This is a genomic window from Bacteroides xylanisolvens, assembly GCF_018289135.1.
GTDB lineage: Bacteria > Bacteroidota > Bacteroidia > Bacteroidales > Bacteroidaceae > Bacteroides > Bacteroides xylanisolvens.
Genome location: NZ_CP072216.1, coordinates 1,867,564 through 1,890,051, shown reverse-complemented (window position 1 = coordinate 1,890,051; position 22,488 = coordinate 1,867,564). Strand labels below are relative to the sequence as shown.

Annotated in this window: 25 protein-coding genes; 8 read left to right on the top strand and 17 right to left on the bottom strand. The window is 41.3% G+C overall.

Annotation, left to right across the window (positions count from 1 at the left end; genetic code table 11):
- The 12 genes from INE92_RS08050 to INE92_RS07995 form a co-directional block, all read right to left on the bottom strand.
- Positions 1 to 1,500 (bottom strand): helix-hairpin-helix domain-containing protein, encoded by a 1,500-nt coding sequence (locus INE92_RS08050; protein WP_211454411.1) that lies wholly within the window; start codon positions 1,498 to 1,500, stop codon positions 1 to 3.
- 3 nt (positions 1,501 to 1,503) lie between these two features.
- On the bottom strand, positions 1,504 to 3,234 hold the full coding sequence (locus INE92_RS08045) for a PP2C family serine/threonine-protein phosphatase (RefSeq protein ID WP_233476939.1): 1,731 nt from the start codon (positions 3,232 to 3,234) through the stop codon (positions 1,504 to 1,506).
- Positions 3,140 to 4,186 (bottom strand): TerY-C metal binding domain-containing protein, encoded by a 1,047-nt coding sequence (locus tag INE92_RS08040; protein ID WP_211454413.1) that lies wholly within the window; start codon positions 4,184 to 4,186, stop codon positions 3,140 to 3,142. The genes INE92_RS08045 and INE92_RS08040 overlap by 95 nt, the downstream gene beginning before the upstream one ends.
- Positions 4,187 to 4,199: 13 nt before the next feature.
- A complete protein-coding gene (locus INE92_RS08035; RefSeq protein ID WP_211454415.1) occupies positions 4,200 to 4,856 on the bottom strand; it encodes an AIM24 family protein in 657 nt (218 codons plus the stop codon).
- A 2-nt stretch (positions 4,857 to 4,858) separates the two neighbouring features.
- Positions 4,859 to 5,497, bottom strand: coding sequence for a vWA domain-containing protein (locus INE92_RS08030; RefSeq protein WP_176350322.1), 639 nt, complete (start codon positions 5,495 to 5,497; stop codon positions 4,859 to 4,861).
- A gap of 62 nt (positions 5,498 to 5,559) precedes the next feature.
- Positions 5,560 to 6,198 (bottom strand): vWA domain-containing protein, encoded by a 639-nt coding sequence (locus INE92_RS08025; RefSeq protein WP_176350323.1) that lies wholly within the window; start codon positions 6,196 to 6,198, stop codon positions 5,560 to 5,562.
- 6 nt (positions 6,199 to 6,204) lie between these two features.
- Positions 6,205 to 6,879: a TerD family protein gene (locus INE92_RS08020; protein ID WP_176350324.1), complete on the bottom strand. Its 675-nt coding sequence runs from the start codon at positions 6,877 to 6,879 to the stop codon at positions 6,205 to 6,207.
- 11 nt (positions 6,880 to 6,890) lie between these two features.
- A complete protein-coding gene (locus INE92_RS08015; RefSeq protein ID WP_176350325.1) occupies positions 6,891 to 7,529 on the bottom strand; it encodes a stress protein in 639 nt (212 codons plus the stop codon).
- 3 nt (positions 7,530 to 7,532) lie between these two features.
- The gene (locus INE92_RS08010; protein ID WP_211454417.1) at positions 7,533 to 8,201 is read right to left on the bottom strand and encodes a TerD family protein; all 669 of its coding nucleotides are present in this window, start codon (positions 8,199 to 8,201) and stop codon (positions 7,533 to 7,535) included.
- Positions 8,202 to 8,221: 20 nt separating this feature from the next.
- Positions 8,222 to 8,782: a TerD family protein gene (locus INE92_RS08005; RefSeq protein WP_275952284.1), complete on the bottom strand. Its 561-nt coding sequence runs from the start codon at positions 8,780 to 8,782 to the stop codon at positions 8,222 to 8,224.
- A gap of 146 nt (positions 8,783 to 8,928) precedes the next feature.
- The gene (locus INE92_RS08000) at positions 8,929 to 10,323 is read right to left on the bottom strand and encodes a hypothetical protein (protein WP_211454419.1); all 1,395 of its coding nucleotides are present in this window, start codon (positions 10,321 to 10,323) and stop codon (positions 8,929 to 8,931) included.
- Between the two features lie 574 nt (positions 10,324 to 10,897).
- Positions 10,898 to 12,100, bottom strand: a complete 1,203-nt coding sequence (locus INE92_RS07995) for a site-specific integrase (protein WP_211454421.1) — start codon at positions 12,098 to 12,100, stop codon at positions 10,898 to 10,900.
- Positions 12,101 to 12,602: 502 nt separating this feature from the next.
- On the opposite strand from INE92_RS07995, the gene INE92_RS07990 reads away from it, so the two are divergent.
- From INE92_RS07990 to INE92_RS07965, 6 genes are read left to right on the top strand one after another with little or no spacing between them, the layout of a single operon-like run.
- Entirely contained in the window at positions 12,603 to 12,797 is a 195-nt protein-coding gene (locus INE92_RS07990; RefSeq protein WP_211454423.1) for a hypothetical protein, read from the top strand.
- A gap of 11 nt (positions 12,798 to 12,808) precedes the next feature.
- Complete coding sequence (locus INE92_RS07985; protein WP_211454425.1) at positions 12,809 to 13,129, top strand: sulfide:quinone reductase; 321 nt, start codon at positions 12,809 to 12,811, stop codon at positions 13,127 to 13,129.
- Between the two features lies 1 nt (position 13,130).
- A complete protein-coding gene (locus INE92_RS07980) occupies positions 13,131 to 13,298 on the top strand; it encodes a hypothetical protein (RefSeq protein WP_025076842.1) in 168 nt (55 codons plus the stop codon).
- A gap of 1 nt (position 13,299) precedes the next feature.
- Positions 13,300 to 13,659 carry a hypothetical protein gene (locus INE92_RS07975; protein WP_211454427.1) on the top strand — a complete coding sequence of 120 codons (360 nt, stop codon included), beginning with the start codon at positions 13,300 to 13,302 and terminating at the stop codon, positions 13,657 to 13,659.
- A gap of 60 nt (positions 13,660 to 13,719) precedes the next feature.
- Entirely contained in the window at positions 13,720 to 14,088 is a 369-nt protein-coding gene (locus INE92_RS07970) for a hypothetical protein (protein ID WP_211455057.1), read from the top strand.
- A complete protein-coding gene (locus INE92_RS07965; protein ID WP_233476938.1) occupies positions 14,060 to 14,488 on the top strand; it encodes a hypothetical protein in 429 nt (142 codons plus the stop codon). Before INE92_RS07970 ends, INE92_RS07965 begins: the two co-directional genes overlap by 29 nt.
- A gap of 23 nt (positions 14,489 to 14,511) precedes the next feature.
- On the opposite strand, the gene INE92_RS07960 is transcribed toward INE92_RS07965, so the two are convergent.
- On the bottom strand, positions 14,512 to 14,736 hold the full coding sequence (locus INE92_RS07960) for a helix-turn-helix domain-containing protein (protein ID WP_211455061.1): 225 nt from the start codon (positions 14,734 to 14,736) through the stop codon (positions 14,512 to 14,514).
- A 1,017-nt stretch (positions 14,737 to 15,753) separates the two neighbouring features.
- On the opposite strand from INE92_RS07960, the gene INE92_RS07955 reads away from it, so the two are divergent.
- Both INE92_RS07955 and INE92_RS07950 read left to right on the top strand, forming a co-directional pair.
- Complete coding sequence (locus INE92_RS07955; RefSeq protein WP_211454429.1) at positions 15,754 to 16,320, top strand: phosphoribosyltransferase; 567 nt, start codon at positions 15,754 to 15,756, stop codon at positions 16,318 to 16,320.
- Positions 16,320 to 16,823: an SLOG family protein gene (locus INE92_RS07950; RefSeq protein WP_211454431.1), complete on the top strand. Its 504-nt coding sequence runs from the start codon at positions 16,320 to 16,322 to the stop codon at positions 16,821 to 16,823. Before INE92_RS07955 ends, INE92_RS07950 begins: the two co-directional genes overlap by 1 nt.
- Positions 16,824 to 16,881: 58 nt before the next feature.
- On the opposite strand, the gene INE92_RS07945 is transcribed toward INE92_RS07950, so the two are convergent.
- The 4 genes from INE92_RS07945 to INE92_RS26885 form a co-directional block, all read right to left on the bottom strand.
- Complete coding sequence (locus tag INE92_RS07945) at positions 16,882 to 18,498, bottom strand: RNA-binding domain-containing protein (RefSeq protein WP_211454433.1); 1,617 nt, start codon at positions 18,496 to 18,498, stop codon at positions 16,882 to 16,884.
- Positions 18,499 to 18,586: 88 nt separating this feature from the next.
- Positions 18,587 to 18,811, bottom strand: coding sequence for a hypothetical protein (locus INE92_RS07940; protein ID WP_233476937.1), 225 nt, complete (start codon positions 18,809 to 18,811; stop codon positions 18,587 to 18,589).
- Between the two features lie 106 nt (positions 18,812 to 18,917).
- Positions 18,918 to 22,277 carry a DNA primase gene (dnaG, locus tag INE92_RS07935; RefSeq protein WP_211454435.1) on the bottom strand — a complete coding sequence of 1,120 codons (3,360 nt, stop codon included), beginning with the start codon at positions 22,275 to 22,277 and terminating at the stop codon, positions 18,918 to 18,920.
- Positions 22,274 to 22,477 (bottom strand): helix-turn-helix domain-containing protein, encoded by a 204-nt coding sequence (locus INE92_RS26885; protein WP_233476936.1) that lies wholly within the window; start codon positions 22,475 to 22,477, stop codon positions 22,274 to 22,276. Before INE92_RS26885 ends, dnaG begins: the two co-directional genes overlap by 4 nt.
- Positions 22,478 to 22,488 lie beyond the last annotated feature (11 nt).

Here is a 22,488-nt window from a genome sequence, read left to right as displayed (position 1 = left end):
TTAATTTTTTACAAGCTGAACAACAATAAGCCTTCCTCCCTGACTTTTATCCAGCAAAATCTGCCGTCCATCAGTAAGTGGTACATAACCACCAATAGGAACATCTTTTCCTTCAGTTATGTCTTTCATATCCGGCAAACGGCGGTTGATGAGAATCCACTGACCGTTATGGAAATGAAAGTCTCCTACAGGTTTCTTATCTTCCGCACTTGTTTTTTCGTTGGCTGAAACAAGATTATTGGAATGCCACTTATAAAGTGTTTGTTTGTCATACACCATCAAACGATAGTTCTCAGATATGTATTTACCATGCGACGGGGCATAGTAGAAGTTGAGAATGGGTAACTGCCCTTTATACTCCTTTCCACAGAATGGACAGCAAGGCTTGGTAGTGTTGTCGAAAACATACCAATGTGCCTCGCACTTTGAGTTTTGGCATGGCTGCACAAGATCACAAGTCTTTACCAATGCATCTTCCCATTCCGCTGCACTTGGACGTACAGATGGATTGTGAAGTCCATCAATAAAAGCCTTGTCAAATAATTTTTTCAAATATGGGCCACAAATAGTATAAGGCATTTTTGTTGGGTCTCCTTGGGGTAATTGAGACTTAGCCAACTGGTCAGGCTTCACCCTATTGGTCTTGTCTGTAGGATGTTCTATAAATAAAGCCTTTGAACCATAACGCATATCATCATCTTTCTGCGGGTCATCTATGTCCCATACTTTTCCACCATCAAGGGGATGACGATTCAAAAGGAATGTGTATATCAGCACAGCCAGCGCATGCCTGTCTGTGGTAATCTGCGGGAGATTCTTTTTCGGGTCATCTACTTTCAAAGCTTTAGTCGCAAGCACTTCGGGGGCAATAAACCCTGGAGTACCCACAACCTCTGGCGGAAACTTATGTGGAACTACAAGACCATCACAATCTATAATACAAGCATTCCCGCTCAACGGGTCAACAAGTACATTATTGTAAGATAAGTCTGAATGTGCCAGTCCTGCGGCATGAAGCCGTCGCATAGCACGGGCTATTTTCAGGCACATGTGCAGACGAGTAAGAAATGTTCCTTTCTGCTCGACAGGAACAAATTTGTTAATAAGTTTAGCAGATGAAAACCACTTGCCATTTTTCTCTTGCCCGTTTTTGATAAAAGGCCATGAGTTATCAATACCACTGAAAAAGAATTTATTGTCGTAGAAAGGAATAACAATACCTGTCAACCCTTTCCACTCCACAATTTTTGTAGGCCAAGCAAAAAAGGCATTCCAGTATTGCCCAATTGCATCCGTTGTAAAAATTCTATTTCTGTGAATATTCACAATATCATTGATACGCGCTTTGTCATTGGCATTGATAGGCTTACGATAGAATGCAACCACATAAGTCCTATCTGTGGAGAAATACACATCCTTGACACCACCCTGAGCTTTGATTTCATCATAAAACTCTACGGTGCTGCCATCGGTTGCCGTCAGTGTTACTTTGTTTGCCATAGCCTATTCTTTTTGAGGTTGGACACATTCTTCTTCCTTATCAAACTCTGAGTTATCAGGACAAGATTCCTCTTGGTGCATATTACAATTGGTTTCCTCTACAAGGGGGTCTTCTTTCGCAATCGTTTCGCCATCTGTCACTACATTGACATCGAAAGATTCGGATTGCATATCTTCGCCTTCATACAATATAGCAATGGTACGGTCGTCGTGATTGCCTGGTGACCAGAAGTCGAGCCAGTTCAAGAGTTGTTCTTTTGATGCTTCGTTATCATCGGTAAGCTCCACTCCATTTTCTTTGAGGTCATCCCACAAAGCATCCCATTTGTCGGGATTGTTCAAATTGGCATCGGTCTCAAATTTCGGGTCACTTATACCGTCACTCATCAGGAATAATGCCGTGAAATCATCTACTATGTTAAAACGCAAACGTTGGTAGAGAGAGGCCGCATCCTTAAAAATCTCCGGCATGGTCAAAAAACGTGTCTGACCTGCATATTCACCTTCATCAGGGATACCGAGGATTTTTGCTGTATGTGCCTTTCTATCATATAAGCATATAGCACCATCGCCAACCCAAAATGAAGCTAAGAACCATCCGAATGAGAACTTCTTGCAAATAGTTAGCAAGAGAGTTGTGGCATATAACTTCGGCTGGTTCTTCCTAATTGCAGCCTCTGCATTGATGGCTTTGTGAGCTTTAAATGCAGCAGTGCCCACTATCTTGTAAATATAATCTCCAACAATCTTGCGCACATCATTCTCACCATCGCCTTTCTGCTCGTTATATGTAGCAATGGCATTTTCAAACTCTTTATTGTTATTGAGCTGCACGATGCAATAGTTTACAGATTCCTCACAGGCAATTCGAGAACCTTCGCGTGAGAATTTTGCAGAACCGGCACCATCTGCCACAGCCATAATATACCATCCATTGTCCATGTGCTGCATCTTGAAATGGTCGTCACGAGGCTTGGCTTCTTGTGCATGGCTACGTCCACGCTTACTTGCTGCCACAATGTCCTTTTGTGGTGTTCCGTCAACAAGTGCTTCAACCTTAATATACTCTATCTGAGTATCATCCTTTGTGTATTTTGGCTCAGGCATATTGTCCCAATCCACAGGAAGATTCTTCCAAAGTTTTCTTGGGTCTTGATTGATAACAAATGGTATTTTCTTTTCCAATACAGGACGATTTGATGGTATTTCAATTCCCGTGAAGCTGTAATGCAATGTCAACTCGAATGTAGATTGTGCAGTTGCACCGTCCTTGCGAAATGATTCTAATGAGGGTGTTCCTGTAATAGAAAATGATTTCCCGTCAGGTGCAACATTGAGAAGCAGTCCATGTGTTTCCTCGTCAAGACCTGTAATACTTTCAAGAACAATATCAACACCAGCAAGTTTCTCTGATGCCAATCTTGGCATCTCTACTGTTTGGGAGTATGTTTGATTTTCTTTTGCATTAGGAATGTTGAGATTCCAAACAATCTCACTTTCTGCCATTTTTATTTTATCCATAAGATATTCATCGTATAAATTCCATAATTTTCCAGACAAGAAGCGAAGAAAATTCTCAGCCTTGTCATCATTGCAATCTTCGAGAAGAATCTGAAGGACTTTATCTATATTCATAGTCTTACCCCCTTCCTCTTGTGATGTCCATGCCTCCTTCTGCAATTTCTCCCAAAGAGCCTTCCATACCACACCAAGGACAAGCTGTGGTATGACCATCGGAGCACATGATATTGCCACATTCACACACTACTACACCAAGTTGATTTCCACAACAGGGACATGTAGGGACACCACGAAGAGACATGGTGTTAATGTTGCGGTTGGATTCCCCTTCGCATAATTCGTTGTATGTTTCCTCGTCAATTGGGTAAGCCCCGACAAGTTTGAAGTCTGTTGCCTTTATGTTTAAGGATTCCAACCCTTCTATATCTGAAAGATGTTTTGCATATTTTACAAGATACAGTTTCTTCGTATTAGAACATCTGCCTAATAGTACAACGAAATTTTCGTCCACAACACACTCTTTGGTGGTGTCAACTTTTTCCAAATTTATACCAGTTGTAGGTGCGAGTTTTACGTCATCATCACCTATGTCTGACACAGATACACTTGTAGCTTTTATGGACGCAGTAACCCATTTGAAGAATGCCTTGAAGGAGATTTCATCCGTTTTGTTTAAGCGTAATACATTATCGGAAATCTGCCCCAGCAACTGCGTGTTCACATTGTCACCAATTGAGATTGCTACTATATTAGCCTTTCCACGATACTTATTATTCCAACGCATAAAAGCAGTCGAAGGATTATCTGTCGGATTCCCGTCTGTGAACAAGAAAATGATAGGCTTCCAATCGCCTTTTTGTTCTGTAGTAGTCTTGACCAACGTTTTATCCATTTCATCCATCAAGAACTCTAATGCGTTGCCAAGTGACGTTCCTCCTCCAATAGGAAATGTAGGAGGATAGAACTTATATAATTCTGTAAGTGGAGAAACACATTTTGCCTTACCTGCAAAAGCAATAACAGAAATGTAAGCTGTTTCGAGGGCGTAAGGATCTGTTCGTAACTCTTGCACAATCATTCTCATTCCATCCTGTACTTGTTGAATGGGTGCGCCGACCATCGATTCTGATACGTCAACAAGGAAATATACCGGTAATCTTCTCATATGTTGTTTATTTTTAGTTTCTGTTAATGATTATAGGAAGGGGGCTTAGGTATAGTTTCCCCGGACCAGTTATTTTCATTAGGCTCAAACCTTCTCCTCTTAACACATTTCCGACAGACCATCCAGCCTGAATTTGTGAAGACGAAAAGCCATGTAGTGCTACGATGTGATTCTCATCCACTTCTATGGACTCTCCATGATTTAATATCTTTTCAATGGGAGATCCCAGTGAGTCAAGAAATATGGTTGCATTACCTTCAACTTTTTGGAACAATCCCACACCGCCAAACAATCCTTGCAAGTTCAGATTGAGATTAAGATGCACCTTGTCTGACGATGCCACATAATGCCCTCTTCGGCAGATCAGATTCTCACCTTGTAATTTGATTGGCACTAATGCACAGCAACTACCTGAGAGAACTAATTTCTTGTCTGCATTAGTCGGATTACTGAATCTGATAATCAATATAGACTCTCCAGATAATGCAGATTTCACGACACCGCCTAATATTGAACCCAAGCCAGAACCACTGTCATTATTAAATTCCACATCACGCTGTAATGCTTCATCTGTATAAACGACGCTCCCTCGTTCTGCATAAAAAGATTCACCTGAAGCCAGTGTGACTTCAAGAGTCTTAAACTCATATCCGATAATTTTGCAATTCATTCTTATATAACTACATTTACTTCCGCAGGTGGAGGTGGTAACTCTATGCTATCCGTTACTCCCATAGTGCGTCCACCTTGCTGTACGTTAATAGTCACCCATTGGAAAAACTTCTTGAATGTGCCGCTATCCATAGTATCAAGTGTAAACACATTGTCTGTAAGCTTTTTCAACGGTTCTGTTTTAGCCTTGGGTCCAGCTGCACATGCTACTATGTTGGTAAACTGATGCCGCTTTACCTTTTGTATGGCTTCATCGTAAACTTGAAGGTCGGACGGTTTGCCATCCGTTAAGATAAAAAGCAATGGCATCCAATCACCTTTCTGCTCCTTGCTTCCCATATTTACTTCACTATCATAGCAATCGCACAACATGTTAAGTGCAGCCCCTGTATGCGTAGGCCCAGAATCTGGACACTCGATTTCAGGCAACTGCAAATCCTCCAATTCCGTTAATGGCAAGATTTGTCTTACATCACGGTCGTAGGTGATAATGCTTATACATGCAGTTTCCAAAGCATACGGGTCAAGACGCAATGAGGCAATCATATCAGAAAGCCCCACTTTGACACTTTCTATCGGCTCTCCTTTCATAGAACCGCTGGTGTCAATCAGAATATACACAGGTAATCTTCTACTCATGATTATGTGGAAATAACCCGAAAGGTATTTGAAACAGAATACCTTTCGGGCATGGTCTATGTTTATACAACAATGTTCACTTCAGGAGGTGGAGGAGGAAGTTCACTCATAGTCGTAGCCTCAGCTGCAGTTTCCTCCACAGACTTGCTACTGGTGCTGATACTTGCAGACACCCATTTGAAGAACGCCTTGATAGTCGCACTATCCGCCGTATCAAGCTGCACTACGTTTTCTGTAATTTGTTTCAAGGTGTCTGTGCTTGCTCCCTGTCCGGCAGCACACGCTACTACCATGCCACATTTACGTTTTTTGAATTCTACAAGTCCTCTTGAAATGTCATCAGTTGGCACTCCATCGGTCATAATAAATATCAGTGGTCTCCAGTCACCCTTTACTTCTGCTGTGGTTTTTGTTATCTCACTGTCAATTTTTTGAGAAAGAAGTTCAAGTGCACCACCAAGTGCAGTGCATCCACTTGCATCAATATTGGGTTGCTGGAATGCAGCTAACTCCGTCAATGGAGTTACCTGTTGTGCAGAAGAATTGAAAGTAATGATACTTATGTATGCAGTTTCAAGTGCATAGGGATCACTACGCAGTGTGGAGATTAGCGTCTGAACGCCATTCTTCACGGCCTCAATAGGCTCTCCGTACATAGAGCCGCTGGTGTCGAGGAGTAGATAAACGGGTAATCTTCTCATATTATCTTATTTTGAATAATCTTTCATAACTCTGGCGATAGTATTCACAATTGATGGGTCAGGAAAAGCATCGCCAATTGCCGCAAATTTCCAATCTCCATTTCTGCGATACAGCTTTCCCATAACAAGAGCCCTCATGCCGACGCAATCAGTTTTGGTTGCAACGTCATATTGAGCAAATACTTGTTTGGGAGCTTTATCAGGCGTTCCTTCAAACATACGAATAGATGCGTATGGGATACCCGAAAAATCTCCGCTGTATTCGTTGTTATTGTATATATTTAAGAAGAATACAATGGAATTTACATTGTCGTTCACTCTATTCAAGTCGACTGTAATAATTTCATTGTCAAGACCATCATCACCGTCTTGATCACCAGTCAAGTCATCGCCTGTATGGTGTAATGCACGGTCAATAGAGTCAAGTTTTCCATTGGGCAGACCTATTTTCCTATCACCAAAGTGATATAAAGGAGACCAAATATGGTCAATAGGCTTTCCATCAATGTCAAACATCAAACAACTTAAATCCAAGTCGACATCTACATTGGAAGACATAAGTCCAAAGAAGGACTTTTTGACAATAGCCCCCCAGTTGCAACCCACACAGAAATTGGTGAGTTTCGCACCCGTTTCTTTTTCAAGATTGATGCGCTGTCCTTTTTCTAATCGTATTGCCATAATTAATATTTTTAGTCTTTACTACCTGGTGAATAATTAAAGCCCCATCCGTATTGTTTGTCACAATCTCTATGGCCATCATGGAATGTCAGTAGTTTTTTGACGGTAATCGAATTATCTCCACCAAAGTCTAATTGAGCAATGGCGCAGAATTTCTTGGCACTATATTGTTGCCCCATTTCCACAATGACATCATCACTACCTGGTACTTTTACCTTAACCACAGCATTAGTTTCCGACCATTTTGCTACACCTTCATATATAAAGGTATATACAATAATTCGTTTGATGTCATTCACACCTATAGGGTTTACCAAGATGGTTTCTCCAGAAGAAGAGCCACCTCCACGGTCATCACCCTGATGCCAAATATATGGAGATTGGTCATAACAGCCCTGACGTGTGTTTTGGTGACGGTTTCCACCCCTTCCATGAGAAAACTGAAGACCATCAATCAGCATCTTTTTCCCATCACGAAGTTCGTAGAAACATCCCAAGTCAAGATCTACCGCATTGCCAAACAAACTTTTCAAGAAACCACCTTTATTCCAGTCAAGATTGATGACAATCTCTCCGGTCAAAGGCTTACCAGTTCCTTTTTCAAGATTGATACGATGACTATCGCCACCTTTTTCAAGAATTATAGCCATAAGCTACATAAATTTAGATGCATATTTACGACATATCGGTTCAAGACCGTCTGTATGGGCATCGCCGACTGCCTGAAATTTCCATTCAGAACCACGACGGTACAATCTGCCAAATTCAACTCCCTTATCCGTCGAGAAGTCCTCATCTAGGTCGTAGCGACAGATTACGTCCCCTGTTATTGCATTCTTGATTTGGATATAAGCATCACGTACTTGTCCGAAATTATATTTGCATCGTGGATCGTTCAAATCGTTCGGATTCCAATAAATGCTGACAGTGAAAAGAATTTCCTTGACTGATGGTGATGTCTTTGTCAAATCCACATCAATTTCCTCATTGCCTTCCCCCGTGTCGTCATCATCGTCTCCAAGGTCATCAATAGAACCTAAGACACTTTTGTCCAATGATACAGGTCGCATAACAGTTTTTCCCTTTTCATCATAAATTTGATTACCTCTTTCGTCTAATGCCGGAGTTTGATTAGGGGAGCCATAGAAAACAAAATTATATTCATGCTCTATTTGTCCGCTATTGCCCAACAGGAATGTAGAGGCATCCAAATCGTAAGGTGGATTGGCGTTGGGATTAACCTTCCACCCCATTTCCACTTTCAAACGGGTCAAACTATTATCAATCTCTACCCGTTGTCCTTTTATCAGATTAATAGCCATAGGTTTTGTAGATATAAGGGTTAGGCGTACTTATTGACAAGCGATTGCAATCCGCCTTTATTGCCGTTTCCTATAGCTTCAAATTTCCATTCACCTCCACGGCGATACAAGCGTCCAAATTCCACTGCTGTTTCAATAGAGAAATCTTCATCCAAATCGTAACGTGCAATCTCGGTATCTGTCTTGGCATCATAAATGCGTATGTAGGAATTACGCACTTGACCAAAGTTCTGTTTACGTTCTTCGGCCTTATAAATAGTCGCTGTGAAGATGATTTCTTGTATCTTTGGGTCAACTTTGGTTAAATCCACATTTATTGTCTCATCATCACCACCATCGCTGTTTCCACCAGTCAAGTCATCTCCCGTAGATTCAACAGAACCGTCAGGAGACTTCTGATTGTTATAGAAAACAAAGTATTCATCTGCTGGAATCTTGCCGTTACTTCCAAGCATAAATGCAGAAGCATCCAAATCGAAATCATAACCGGTTCCTTCATTAGGATCCCAGCCGAGACCTACTCCTACCAGCGTAAGACCCTTGTCCATGCTGATTCTTTGACCTTTTTCGAGATTAATCATAATTTTTTAAGTTTTGATATTGAACTATTTTGATGCAAAATTAGCACTGTCATTTCTCTTTTTCCTGATTTTAGTAATGTTACAACCCAATGTCTCGAAAAGAGGGGGGCGAAAGTTGCAACCTTTGACCCACATTTCGAGTATGATTATAATGCTGATATTTTCATCCACTCTTCAGAGTCTGATATTGGCTGTATATCAATTTTTTCAAAGCCACAACAGCAACATAGTGAGGTCGGTATGTTCACAGCATAATTTCCGTACATATTTCGTTGTATCATATAGTCTTCAGCATGATAAAGAACATCGCTCAATTTCGATATTTGTTTTTTTAGCAAACTTATCATTGGAAGCCTAATTTCTGGAATCTCTATGTTGGGAGCCTTGCCTTTTTCTCCACCAAACATACTATATATAAGCTGATACTTACGCATAACCGCCTTCATTCGCTTTTCATATCTATCCATCTGTTTTGGTGTTTGAGGTTTGTTGAAGTTTATACCTCCACTGGCAGATTCCAATACGAACAGAGCATAGAGGGCTTTCTCACGTCTGTGGATTTTTTCGATCTTCACATCTGCTTCGGGAAAATATATTCGTTCACGGAGTGGGTCTAAAACAACAGCACTACGTACCCCTTTGCGCAACATAAGAATATCGAAAATCTGCTTGTAGTAGCCAGTGAAAATAAATCTGCCATTAGACTCTTGGATATAATTCAATCCCAAATTGTGATAGCTCTCGGAAAATAAATCCATTATCTTGCGAATTGAATACAATGGATTATCTTCAATTTCCACCAACAGAAAATTAGACATCCTTTTGTCGCTAACAGTTGACTCTCCAATTTTTATCAGAAAAGAAGGGTTGATGGTTCTTAGTTCTTTAATGGATAGTTTTGTCGCTAATTGGTTGTTGCAGAAAGATTCGGTAGAAAGATTCTGCATCTGTTTAATTATGACATGAAGTCGCTCTGTACTAACTTTCGGATAGAGAAATTCCGCTATTCTTAACAAATCGGCTTCTATAATGCTACAATAGTGCTCGGAAACCTTTGGCAAATAAACAAGTTCAAAACCTGCCAGCCTAACTTCGGAGCAAATTTCTCTATATGACAATCTCATTTGCTCATTAACAGTGTTATTGTATTCGCTTTCCAAATAGAGTATCTGCGAACTCTCAAATGTAATGATAGAAGAGTCAACAGAAAATACTGATATTTCATTGGATGCTTTGAGTGTCAATAAAAGGCGTAAAGAAGTAAGCAACAAAGCCTCTTCTTTGGCACAATAATTATCGGACATAGCAACTTGATTAAAATCATTCATCAATAAGTGTCTGGTCTCCTCATTGAAGTATGAAATTGTTTCCAAGGCTTTGGCAAAAGTACATGATTCTGCAAAAGCTTCGTCTTCTTTTGTGATGGCATACTTTTCTCTCAAGACATCAAGAAATTCTATCTCTCTTGTGTCTATTATACCATCTGCCTTTATTAAGTCAGAGACAATCCTTACAATACTTGCTCTTTCTATTTGTTTCATTGTCTTATTTGAAGTGCTATCAATATCTCTTAAATAGAGATTATGACATATTGTTAGCTACTTAAATATAGCCCTTTAGCGTGATTAGTGAACAGATTTCCTAAACAGAGAAAGCATAAGTAACAAAAAGACAATGTTTAAAAGCATAAATTGATATGGTTCTCAATTGTTTTTGTTACTTTTGTGTTTAATTAAGCATCTCTATTTAAGAGATTGGGATACTTGTCAAACATCAACTCTCTTTGTCGTGAAAGGACTGTGCTAATTCGATATTTCGCTTTTTTTTATTCATTCTAAATTTATATTTTGTAGGCATCTCTAAATAAGAGATTTGATAACATTCTAATCATCCTATATTCAGACCATAACTAGATAATTGATTTTTAATTTCCTAAACAAAATGGCAAATCTCATTATAAAATAGACATTCAGTTACAAAAGCCATCGGTTTACGTATCTCATTTGCAGAAAAATAGCTACCTTTGCAAAAGAAATAAGTCTCTCTTATTTAGAGACTTGGATGATTTTAAAACAATTAAAGCCTCAATCTCCGAGAAGGAAACTGAGGCTTATACTACAGGCTTTTGAGAATAAGGGAGTTGGCTTTATCAACGACAGAGGTATCAAGACTGGCAAGATAAATTTGGGTTGTAATTTCCGAATCATGTCCCATTCCTTCACTAATCACACTTATCGGAATACCTTTTGCTTTGGCAGCAGATGCCCAACTATGCCGAGCGACGTAAAGCGTCAAGGGAATTGTTACACCAATCATTTTAGCTATCTTCTTTAGATTATGATTGATGTTGTAGCCGATGTTGCGATAGGTGCATCGTTCATTGGTAGCAGGATTGCGAATTACGGGTAACAGATAGTCACTTTTGTTTTCGGTGTACTTGTCAAGAATCAACTGCATTTCCTTTGTCCATTCGATAATCAACTGTTGTCCGGTCTTACGGCGGCGGTACGTTATGTATCCGTTTTTAAGGTCAGTCTTTTTTAGAAAAGCCATATCTATGAAGCTCATTCCACGAAGATAAAAGCTCATTATAAACATATCGCGGGCAAAGTCCAATGCAGGACTTAAAGACAAATCCAAAGCTTTGATTTTCTTGATGACGGGCAACGGCAAGGCTCGTTTTACAGTTTTATCAACACCCGTATATACATGTCGAAACGGGTTGCGATTCTCGATAATGTCATCTTCAACCGCCCGATTATAGACAGCCCTAAGAATACGGGTATAGAACGATATACTATTTGGAGCAACGCCTCGGCTCTTATGCCATGCCTCAAAGTTTTCCATTACTTCGGAAGTGATGCAGTCAAGCATAATATCCTCATCTTTACGGAACTTTTTGAAACTATTAAGGGTCGCCCTATAAGTTTCTGAAGTTCGTATCTTACCATTCTGCTTGAGCTTGACAATTATGCTTTCCATGTAATTAAACAAAGAGTATTCCTGGGAATAACGGTTAAACTCGTCTATTACATCATCAGCGGTATATATCAATCCGTTAGCATCAAGTTTTCGGTCAATTTTCGTCAGTCGTTCTACATCCCAACGAATCCTCTCACGAATTGAGAGAATTGTAGAATTACGCTCACTTTTCTGATGGGTAGTTACCATTGAACGATTTTCGTCCCATTCTGAGGATAATACTTTGTAATCTGTCAGGAGCTGTCGCACCTTTCTTTCATGAATAATCTGATAGTAGATAGTTCCCTCTCGACCAGTGACAGTTGAGGAACGAAATTTTACTTTAACTGTTGCCATATATTTAAATAAGTTCTCTTGTTTTTACTCCAGCGGATTGGATTTATTATGTAAATATACAGCTAAATATACTGACAATAAGCAATTTAAATATGGGAAGTGTTGGACTTTTGTGGGATTTTGTGGGAATGATTTATAAGAATACAAAACGTGTTTTGGAAAACAATATGAGTAGAATTCCAAACAGAAATCTTTAGTCATTATTGATTGCTTGCTAGGGCTCTTCTTTGTTAGAACTCATTTTCCCGTGCAAAGGTACTGCGGACAGGAGGAACGTCAAGTGACGCTTCACTTACGGTCGGAGGGCTTGCCGGCAGCTTTCCGCAAATTTTCTCATTCTTCCAAAATTTGGGCATTCCGTCCGCGCTCTCTGACCTCACACTCGCCTAATCCTCCCTATTGTCCGCAGGGATTACCGCACGTAAAACGGTTCTCCCGACCAAGAAGCCAAAAGGCTTCAAACAAAAGGGAAAAGAATTGAAAATTAAAAATATAAAGGATTATGCGAGTAAAGAGAATGACCATAGAACAAGGCAAGCGAGTAAGAATTAACCGCTTCCCCAACTTCTACATAACAGGAAGCGTCAGAGGTATGAAACGGCTGTATTATGGCTATGATTGCCTTTTAGTGCGTTGTGGCAACTACATCTATAATGTAACTGCCCAACCGCAAATCTATTATCAAGCAACTTTCTAAAATTGAACAATATGGACTATCAGGAATTATCAGGAGCAAAGACCTCCGAGAGAGACAAGACTTTTGCCTTAGAGTTTGCCAACTTTGTAAATGGTGGTATGTCATCCGCTGACCAGACAGGCAGAGAGCTAACCAGAGCACACCGCTACCTACAACAGCAGATGTTTAAGGTGTGCATTAGTTTTATGCGCCAGTTGGCATGCAACTATCAGAAAGGACATTATGACCAACGTAACGAATGGGCATCCAAACTTGCATCCGAGGCATACGGACATTTAGTCAAGTGTGAGCTTATCTATGACCCCGAATTTACTAACCCAAAAGCAGAATGATATGGACGAGAAAGATTTTCCGGAATACGGACGGCAATGTGAACTGATAACCCCGTGGAGAGGGTATCATCGTGGTACGATAGTAGCCAAGACTGCAAGAGGTTTTACTGTACAGTTCAGTAGTGGCGCAGAGATAGATGTATATGAGGACGAAATAGAATTTGATTGATATGTGCAGATTGAACACACCCCAATTAGCGGAAGCCTTGAAAGATTTTCCGCTTTATTCCCAGGACGGCAAGGGAAAAGAAGCTGTTTGCCGTGCGATATTCGCCCTTGGTTCAATCCGATGGTACATTCTTGAAGGAGAAACAGATGATAAGGACACTATTCTCTTTGGTATCGTAATCGGAATGATGGAAGATGAATACGGCTACATTTCACTGAACGAACTTTCGGAAGTGGAGCTTGACTATACGAAGCAAGGTTTCGGCAAGCTACAAGTCCGGCAACAGGAGAACTTCCAACCGACCAAGTTGAGCCAACTGAAAGATGATAGATTGCAACGATTCCTTGCAAGGTTTGAATAGTAATTAACCAGTCAGCCGTAGCCTATCCAGTTACGGCTGACATAACCATTATATATGAGTATGAACAAGAATAATATCATTGATAAGATAACCGAGTGCGCAGAGAGCAACGGTTGGGCTGTAAGTTTTAACACCGAACAAGAGAAAAATATTACCATTTTTGAGTTCTCTAAATATACTCCTGCAGGGCAGGACTTTTCCTTTTCGGCTACAATGAAAGATAACAGCCTTGATACTTTGGCGACTGATATGGAGGAATACTATGAAAATTTCGATGTGGATTCGGAAGCCTACCTGTGGCTTGATGATACCGGACACGGAAAGAATGGTGCGCCATACAGAATGAGGGATGTATTGGCTGATATGGAGGCAGCGGAGAAAAACATTGAAAACCTGCTTGATGCCATTAGAGAGATTGATGAAGTATGAACTTCTGATGAAAAGGCTAATGGTAGAAAGTGAAATCTATGGCATCGCAGCCAAGAATGGCTGGCGTGTATCTGTGAGTGTGGAAAACGGAGTCCACTGTTATGACTTTCAGCGGAGAACCCTCAGCGGTGTGGCTTTTAGCTTCACCGCTGAGGTCAAAGATGATGAGGTTAGCAGTCTTGAAAGTGAGATTGTTTCTTTTGTGGATGCAATCAATCCCGTAACTTGTGCTTGGGAATGGATGATAAAGTCCGGGGCGATGGACTCGTCCCGGTATCTGCAAGCTGTGGCGGATATGGAGGACATAAGAAGCAAGGCGTGGCTGTTGGCTTGCGACTTGTCTGAATTGTCGGGTGAAAAGCCTATTTGGTCTGTATTTACTAAGAATGGGCTTAACTGAATAGAAGGCTACGGGGATGCCTATCAATGGGCGTCCCCTTGTCGCTTGCGCCCTTTCTTCGGAAGACCGGCTGCTTTGTAGGCAATCAAATCGGCTCCACGGAAGGCTGTCTTGATTTTATCGGGCGACCTTACGAATGGCAAGGGCTTTGCGGAATGATTGATATAGGCATAGATGGTACAGCGGTGAACACCGAAGTATCGTGCTGCCTCACTCACCGAGTAGGTTTGTTCCGGGATTATTTCCATGAAATCTTTGTGTATCATCATAGCTGTTTTTCTGTAAAGGTAGGCTGATAATGGCGATGAAACAAGACGTTAAATATGGGAATACCCTGTAATTCATTGGATTATGTCGGAATTCGTCGGATTCGTCACGAATTTTCTGTTGTGCGTAATGGTCAAGCAAATAAGAGAATGGTATTTTTAGGAATAAGAAAGGCATATATTTGGAGGTTGACAGCGTTGACAACGGAGCCACCGCCAAAAGCAGCTAACTAAATGCACGAGAACACTCTATAATACAATACTTTATCTTTTTTCTTTAAAAATAGAATAATATATAGTAGTTCGTGATTTGTCAACGATTGGCACCGAATTTTAAGGCAGATGGAAAAAGTGACTACGTTTGTCAACGTTTGTCAACGCATTAATTTTATATAAAGTCGTTGATATAATGCAACCTATGCTTTGTCAACGCTGTCAACCGTGAAATGTGTACATATTATTTTTTGAAAATGCACAAGGAACAAGCCGATGATATAGGTATTTATTCGTTGGAACAATATGATGGGAGGAATGTCTATGAAATTGTCTGGTAAATACAGACATACAGACATTCTTGCCGCATGGCAACAAGTTGCTATTTGCCAAGAACGACAATCTGACTTGGGCCGAACACGACAAGACCGTAAGTGAAGATATGCAGGTTGATCGAGACTTCGCTACGACACTTGCATATCTTCGTTTACGGCCATATCGTTATGAAGTTCGGTCAAATCCCTCTGCAACTATTACACTATGGAGTGGGGACTTCCACTTTTTTGTATGATTGAATCCGGCTTACCTCTGCGGATATTCTTTTGCAAAGGTTCTGTCGGCATTACCAAACGTCAAACCGGGAACGGCAAATCTTCCTCAAACAAGTTGAGCGTATTTACTATTCCCTCATTTGCCTTATTGCCTGCCAACACTTTAGAAAAGCAAAAAAATATCCCTTGGGCAAGCCGGAAAGCTTGAAACAAAAGGGAAAATAAATCAAAGTGTATGGTACAGATTGACGAAAACATTAAAAAGCAGTTGGACAAGCCTCGGACTTGGTTCTGCAAATACTTCCCTAAACGTATTCAGAATGTGGGCGAGAAAGAAATCGCTGATAGAAACCTTGTTTATGCCTTCAAGGATGGAAAGGCATACGAGGAAGTAGCCCGGATGACCGCATCGAGCATGAAAGAGCAATATGGCGAAACGTGTACGAACATTGTATTCTCTCCGGTTCCGGCATCAACAGACAAGAAGAATGAAATCCGCTACAAGGCTTTTTGCAAGAGGGTATGTGAACTGACCGGAGCGATAAACGGCTATGACCATGTGAAGGTATGTGGAGAACGGCTATCTATCCACGAACACCGAAAGTCCGAAAAGGAAATCCGAAAGGTCAGCGTCTTGGAGTTTGATGAGAAGTGGTTTGACGGAAAGAGTGTCTTGGTGTATGACGATGTAATCACCCGTGGAATGAGTTATGCGGTCTATGCCAGCCAGCTTGAAAGTTTCGGAGCGAATGTGCTTGGTGGCATATTCTTGGCAAGAACCCATTACAAAGTAAGAGGCTGATGGAAGATGTGTTGTATTTAGACAGGAAGAAATCCATAACCTTTACGGGTCATCGGATTATTCCATTAGTCCGACAAAAGGAGGTTAGGGAACGGCTGGAAGAAGCCGTGGCTTTGGCTTGCAAATCGGACATGACCCGGTTCTATTGTGGTATGGCATTGGGATTTGATATGATGGCTGCAGAGGTCGTGCTGTCACTCAAAGACAAGTTCCCCGATATTCAGTTGATTGCCATTGTCCCGTTTTTAGGACAGAGCAGCCGATGGGGATCTTTTGAACAGGAGCGTTATTGCCAAATACTTGCCGGGGCGAACAAGGTTGTTGTGTTGAGTGAAAACTACTTTCGTGGATGTTTGCTCAGACGTAATGATTATATGCTTTCACATTCTTGCGGTGTGATTGCATATTATGATGGCAAGCTCAAAGGAGGCACGTATTATACGGTCAGGAAAGCCGGGAGGATGGAAATGGATGTAGTCAATATTTGCGACCAAAGGGGCTAATCGCCCCTTTGGTAATCAAGTATTTGATTTGACTATGAGAATCTTTGTATATAGGATGTTATTTCAAAAATTTCCAATATCCTCCTTTTGCAGGCCCAACATGTTCTATCAAGCCTCTTAAATCTTCAATGTCGCGTCGAATGGTTCTTAAACCGGCATCAAGTCTTTCCGCTATTTCTTCTGCTGTGATAAATTTGTTTTGTTTTATCAAACTGATGACTCCCTGTTGGCGTTTATGTTTTTTAATGACAGCCTTCTTGTTTTCATAAGTGTCGTTCAAAGAAATTTGCAATTCATCATCATTAAGCTCATCGAACTTTTTGAGTGCCATTCCCTCGCTTTGAGTGCCATTTTCCCCAATTTTGGGTGCCATTTTCTCGTTTTGAGTGCCATTTTCTCCAATTTTGGATGCCATTTTCTTGTTTTGAGTGCCATTTTCTTCAACCTTTGATGTCACATCCATATATGTGATGGAGAAGATGAATTGTGAGCCATTGTTGATTTCCACTTTATAGTTCGGATAATATAAAGGAGCATAACGTAGGATATTACGAGTGCCAGACCCCATATCTTCTACCCATGAAAGTTCATGGAATACACGTACCAACAGAGGATTTTTCGTATAGTTATTCAACTGTTGTAATGTAAGCTCACCTTCAGGATTTTCAGGTGACAATCGGGTTGGATTCTTGGTAACTACCCGGTCTTTGAAAACATGGAAAAAGCAAGCGTACCCTGAACTGAAATCAGCATGTACGCATAGATTAGCAATTATTTCGCGGAATAAATCCCAGCGAATATCTTCACGTCTGGTAGAGCCGGAGGGTAGATAAAATTTATCAGGAAGATAACGTTCTGTAAATTTGGTCAGTTCGTCATACACTTTAATAAGATTACAGCGCATAGTCCTTCGGTCGTCGTACCGATTGGGAAATTGCCTCATATCATTGTACTGTTCATAGGTACACATGTGAAATAGGGCTTCAAAACGATAGCGAGGCATGAAGTCTTCTATCGCTTCTTCTTTACCAAATAGGATAAGCGCAGCATATTTCAATCCAAGTTCACCTGAAATCAAATCCTTCTTGGCAATGTGAGTGTGAACCAATATTTCTTCATCCGTCAGTTGCAACCATGGATGTCCTGGCTTAATCACTGCAAGTATATTGCGACAAAATTGGAATGTGTCATGGTCAAGGTCATTCATTGTTAAATCCTTCACAATCCTCTCTTCAAACAAATGAGGATTTTTCCGTTCAAATAAGGACAACAATAATTCTGGATGATCTGTCACGTCTATGTCCGCATCTCCGTTCCTATCCCAAAATCTGTCATTGTATCGATATACATATTGTCCACAAGGAATGTCAAGAAAAAGGACAGTCTTATTATTGACTTCCATTATTTCCGGTGTGAAGTACGGACTAGGTACGAACAACTCTTTATTCTTGATGGAAGTGATAATATTCGTTTTTAGTTTTGCCGCCTTTGCTGGATTGACTCCGACAATTTCTCCATCGTCCTTTACTCCAACAAGAATTTGTCCACCGCTATGATTCAAGAATGAACATACAGTCTCATACAGAGATTCAGATACCTCTTCTGTACAAGTCTTATATTCGATTTGGGCACATTCGCCCTTTTGGGAAAGGCTTATAAATTGTTCTTCTTTCATTAATTCCATGTTATTATATGTGCAAATTTACAAAAGAAAAGGCTAAACCAAGCATATATGTTGAGTTTTTCCTCTGTTTTATAAGGTTCTATCTTCTTAAACTCAGATTTTGAAAAGGATGACCATTGGAATTATTGGCTATCCTTTTCAGTTCCGTTTCCACTTTATATAGTTGCTCCTTTGTCAAAGAAGCAACACATGAAATGGCAATACCATTAGCTACTATTCTCCTCCGCTCTTTGACTCCTTCTTCACCACAGATGGACTGGTTAGCTCCACACGCTTCCATGTAAGTGTTTACAGCATTACGCATGGGCATAGTCCAATTCTGGTTTTTCCTCAATAAATGACTGTTTCCACAGCCTCCGCTTTTAGCTTGCCTAAATTTTCACTTTTCATCGCTTTCAAATGTTTTCTTGTTAAATATAAAAGGGTAAGTCCTGTTGTGGTAGATTGTCTGGTGCCTGTGCATCTGATGTTTTTTGTCCCATCTGGTTATCTTCCATTATCTCTTGTCTGTCGGAAATGATTTCTGTTTCAAGTTCTAATCCGAAAGAATCTTTCAACTGTAGATAGTCGAAACATAATGCCTTCGGACGGTTTACTTTTACTTTCCGAACCTGCTCATTATTGACAATTTCAATCGAATAGTCGGGCAAGCCACTCGGTGATAGAATCGTGAACCTGTCCTGTTTCAATCCGAGAAATGACGAATGGGATTTCAGGTATGACATAATTGTTGACCAGTTGGAACGGTTGGCGGTCGCATTCATGTTCCGGCTGTTGAACAAGGAGGATATGGCTGCCATATTTAGATAAAGGATAGGTCGGGCTTCTTGAAACTCAATATCCTCTTTGGCTGATATAGGTCGAAATGACTTCATATAGCGGATGCGGTAATGCGCCCGGTCAATACATTTCCCTGATGTCTGGAAGCCTTGGAGCATATTCCAAAAGTCTGCAATCTCCGAACTTTCCTGTGCCAGTTCGTTCTGATTGCGTATTCCCTTAATGGCGGTCTCAAAGAGTTCGGTATAACCGAATGGCACATCTATCACCGTTTCCAAAGTTCGGAACGTGGCCAGTGGTATGACCCAGTTCCCGAAGATGCGGTCATGGATTGTTTCGTTTTCTAACTTCGTAGCCAGTTCTCGCTTGGTAATGGAGTATATTTCCGAAAAATTCTTCTCGAACAGTTCCCGATGGTTTAGTATCTCTATCGTCAAGTGGGTCAGCCCCATGTTGCAGAGCGCGACCAAATCTTCATAATTTCTTTTTTCCTGTTGGTTGAACGATGTCTTGGAGAACGCCAAGAATATGACACGGGTATAGAGTGCCATATCCTGTGTGGGTTTGTCTTGTCCGCAGAGTGCTACACCTGTGGTCACAATGGTTTGGGTAGCCATTCCATCCGTACTGGTGTTCTTCTTGGTCTGACCACCGCCACCCCAAAGTCCTTTGAGGTAGGCTATCTTTCTAATATCAAGGTCGTTCTTATACTCGTCCAATACCACAAGCGTATTTACGGCTTGCGATACTCGGTCGTTCATAGCCGGCACGGAGGTCACACCAAGGTTTGGCGGATCCACTCCGTGCAGGAAGAAGGACTGGAGGGAAGTGGCTAAAGTGGTCTTACCCGTTCCTTTTTCTCCGAACAGGTTGAGTATGGGGAAATGCCGGGTGCGTCCGAAGATGATGTCCCGGAATAGAGTGGAGAAGAGATAGCATAAGGCTATGGAAGCATTCTCTCCGAACACTTCCATCAGTTTGGATGCAAAGCCGTGCAGCTTCACTCCATTTCTATTCTCATGCACCATCAATCGCTCAAACTGGAAGATCTCCTGATTGTGGATGTATATTTTTGAGGTAGCTGGTATGTAGAAAGCTTTTCCGCTCGGACTTTTTACGATGCCTAATTCATTTACTTCCTTGAAAACTCCATCGGCCAGAATCCCATTGCCAAAGGCATAGAAATTCTCATTTCCGTTCCAGCCCAGCTTGCGGATGCGCTCGGCTGTGTCTGTTTTGGAGTACAGGTATTCCTTGACCCGGTTTAGCTTGTCTATCTTGGCAAGCCATACATAATTGCCTAATGAGCCAACTTTCTGCTGGAAGTTGCTCAACGAACACATTTCTGATTCTCGGAGTTCTATGACACGGCATATATTATAGGTATTACGCATCCTGAAGATACGTGTTCCGTTGTTTTCGTCCTCGATATGAAATAGGGGCTCCATAATGAAGTTGGATATTCGGGAAGGGTCTTCATCTTCTTCTCCAACAGAATAATAGCAGTTCTCACGGATATACAGACCAAATTGGCGCAACAACTCTGCTTCACGCTGCATATCGTTCATGGAGGAGAGCTTGTCGCTCTTTCTCCTTGCTTCGCCACGTGCCTGGGTTACGGCATCGCGCCACAGCTTTACTTTGCCGTGTATCTTACCCAGTTGCTCAATACATTGGTCAAATACCAACTGGTCTCTGATATAACGTAGCAAGTCTGCTATCTCCGAAACGCACTTGCGTTCTTCTACTAATGATGAAGCAATATAGAATCGCTTTTGAGCCAGCCAAATGATGAAATGCTTTTCTGCAAGTGAGGTGTAATCTTCCTTGCAATGGATGAAACTGTCCGCATCATTCTTGATGGCTTTTGTAGCTTTTGAATTTGCAACAGAACCAGAACTTGGATTTTCATCTTCAATGTCTTCATCATCTTCTATGGGTGCCATCGCAAATGGAAGTTCTCTGACCGTTACGTGAAATCCTTTCTTGATGGCGGCAGCTCCATTCTCCATCACGGCTTCAAAGCCGGGACCAAATGGTTTGCCCTCGGCTATGTCAGAATCGGGAATGAAGCATAACGAGTTGGTGAACTTCTTCAATTGCTCAAATTGGTTGTCCGTCCATGCGGTGCCCAATGCTGCCACCGTATTCTCAAGTCCAACAGATTGCATCCTTAATACATCCGGTGCTCCTTCTACTACAATATAATAGTCGGCATTCCTTTGACGGCTTGCTCTATCTATACCGAAGATAGTTTCCCCTTTAGTGTATATGATACTTGTGGAGGAGTTGATATACTTGGGTGCTTTGGGATTATTGCCGATGTATCTGGCGGTGTAAGCGATAATTCGTCCCCACCTGTTACGGATGGGTATCATTATACGCTGGCGGAACATGGCATAGACGCTGCCGTCTTCTCCTCGTTTGAGCATTCCCAGTTCAAATAACAACTCTTCGTTAAGTGAATTTTTCCGACAATACTCAATAAAATCGCTGCTACTTTGTGGTGCGTAGCCAATACCCGACACCGAACAAAACTCTTCTGCCCATCTGCCGTAAGCATATTCACGTGCTTGTCTGCACTCGGCATTATCTACAACTCTCAGATTATCAGAAAAGAATCGTTGGATATGGTCAAGAACTGCAAGGAGGGCTTCCTTGCGCCTTGCTTCTGCAACCTGTTCGTCATTCTTTTCTTCTCTGACGTATTCAATGACGATGTTGTTGTTCTTGGCAATGAACTCCACGGCTTCTATGAAGGAGAGGTTTTCCTTCTCCATAATGAAAGCGATAGCATCACCACCTCGGTTGCAACTGAAACAATGAAACAGATTCTTGATCGGTGACACGGCAAACGAACCTGTCCTTTCTTCGTGAAAAGGACAAAGCCCCATCAATGTCGAACCTTTCCTTGAAAGTTTGACGTATGGGCGAAGGACATCCTCTATTGAAAGATTCCTGACTTGATTGATGGTGGATTCGCTAATCATAGTGTCTTCATAAGATTCCAGCAATCTATGATGGATTGCCCGGAAAATTTAGGGCGATACACGTTATTAGGGTTGAGTGGTTTTATGTAACCGCAATCCCTATATTTACGGAGGGTCTTATGGCTTATACCTAATTCAGAGCAAGTTTGCTTGACTGAATAGACTCCGTTTGGTGCGCAAGTTGGACTTAGCTCTTTCATATCTATATAAA

Coding starts and splice junctions, on each gene's coding strand:
- INE92_RS08015 (WP_176350325.1), bottom strand. CDS start 7,529: ATGGCTATAATTCTTGAAAAAGGTGGCGATAGTCATCGTATCAATCTT.
- dnaG (WP_211454435.1), bottom strand. CDS start 22,277: ATGATTAGCGAATCCACCATCAATCAAGTCAGGAATCTTTCAATAGAG.
- INE92_RS08035 (WP_211454415.1), bottom strand. CDS start 4,856: ATGAATTGCAAAATTATCGGATATGAGTTTAAGACTCTTGAAGTCACA.
- INE92_RS07965 (WP_233476938.1), top strand. CDS start 14,060: ATGCCATTAGAGAGATTGATGAAGTATGAACTTCTGATGAAAAGGCTA.
- INE92_RS08000 (WP_211454419.1), bottom strand. CDS start 10,323: ATGAAACAAATAGAAAGAGCAAGTATTGTAAGGATTGTCTCTGACTTA.
- INE92_RS08030 (WP_176350322.1), bottom strand. CDS start 5,497: ATGAGTAGAAGATTACCTGTGTATATTCTGATTGACACCAGCGGTTCT.
- INE92_RS08020 (WP_176350324.1), bottom strand. CDS start 6,879: ATGGCAATACGATTAGAAAAAGGACAGCGCATCAATCTTGAAAAAGAA.
- INE92_RS08040 (WP_211454413.1), bottom strand. CDS start 4,186: ATGAGAAGATTACCGGTATATTTCCTTGTTGACGTATCAGAATCGATG.
- INE92_RS08045 (WP_233476939.1), bottom strand. CDS start 3,234: ATGGTCATACCACAGCTTGTCCTTGGTGTGGTATGGAAGGCTCTTTGG.
- INE92_RS07990 (WP_211454423.1), top strand. CDS start 12,603: ATGCGAGTAAAGAGAATGACCATAGAACAAGGCAAGCGAGTAAGAATT.
- INE92_RS26885 (WP_233476936.1), bottom strand. CDS start 22,477: ATGAAAGAGCTAAGTCCAACTTGCGCACCAAACGGAGTCTATTCAGTC.
- INE92_RS07980 (WP_025076842.1), top strand. CDS start 13,131: ATGGACGAGAAAGATTTTCCGGAATACGGACGGCAATGTGAACTGATA.
- INE92_RS08050 (WP_211454411.1), bottom strand. CDS start 1,500: ATGGCAAACAAAGTAACACTGACGGCAACCGATGGCAGCACCGTAGAG.
- INE92_RS07995 (WP_211454421.1), bottom strand. CDS start 12,100: ATGGCAACAGTTAAAGTAAAATTTCGTTCCTCAACTGTCACTGGTCGA.
- INE92_RS07985 (WP_211454425.1), top strand. CDS start 12,809: ATGGACTATCAGGAATTATCAGGAGCAAAGACCTCCGAGAGAGACAAG.
- INE92_RS07945 (WP_211454433.1), bottom strand. CDS start 18,498: ATGAAAGAAGAACAATTTATAAGCCTTTCCCAAAAGGGCGAATGTGCC.
- INE92_RS08025 (WP_176350323.1), bottom strand. CDS start 6,198: ATGAGAAGATTACCCGTTTATCTACTCCTCGACACCAGCGGCTCTATG.
- INE92_RS08005 (WP_275952284.1), bottom strand. CDS start 8,782: ATGATTAATCTCGAAAAAGGTCAAAGAATCAGCATGGACAAGGGTCTT.
- INE92_RS07975 (WP_211454427.1), top strand. CDS start 13,300: ATGTGCAGATTGAACACACCCCAATTAGCGGAAGCCTTGAAAGATTTT.
- INE92_RS07970 (WP_211455057.1), top strand. CDS start 13,720: ATGAACAAGAATAATATCATTGATAAGATAACCGAGTGCGCAGAGAGC.
- INE92_RS08010 (WP_211454417.1), bottom strand. CDS start 8,201: ATGGCTATTAATCTGATAAAAGGACAACGGGTAGAGATTGATAATAGT.
- INE92_RS07955 (WP_211454429.1), top strand. CDS start 15,754: ATGGTACAGATTGACGAAAACATTAAAAAGCAGTTGGACAAGCCTCGG.
- INE92_RS07950 (WP_211454431.1), top strand. CDS start 16,320: ATGGAAGATGTGTTGTATTTAGACAGGAAGAAATCCATAACCTTTACG.
- INE92_RS07940 (WP_233476937.1), bottom strand. CDS start 18,811: ATGCGTAATGCTGTAAACACTTACATGGAAGCGTGTGGAGCTAACCAG.
- INE92_RS07960 (WP_211455061.1), bottom strand. CDS start 14,736: ATGGAAATAATCCCGGAACAAACCTACTCGGTGAGTGAGGCAGCACGA.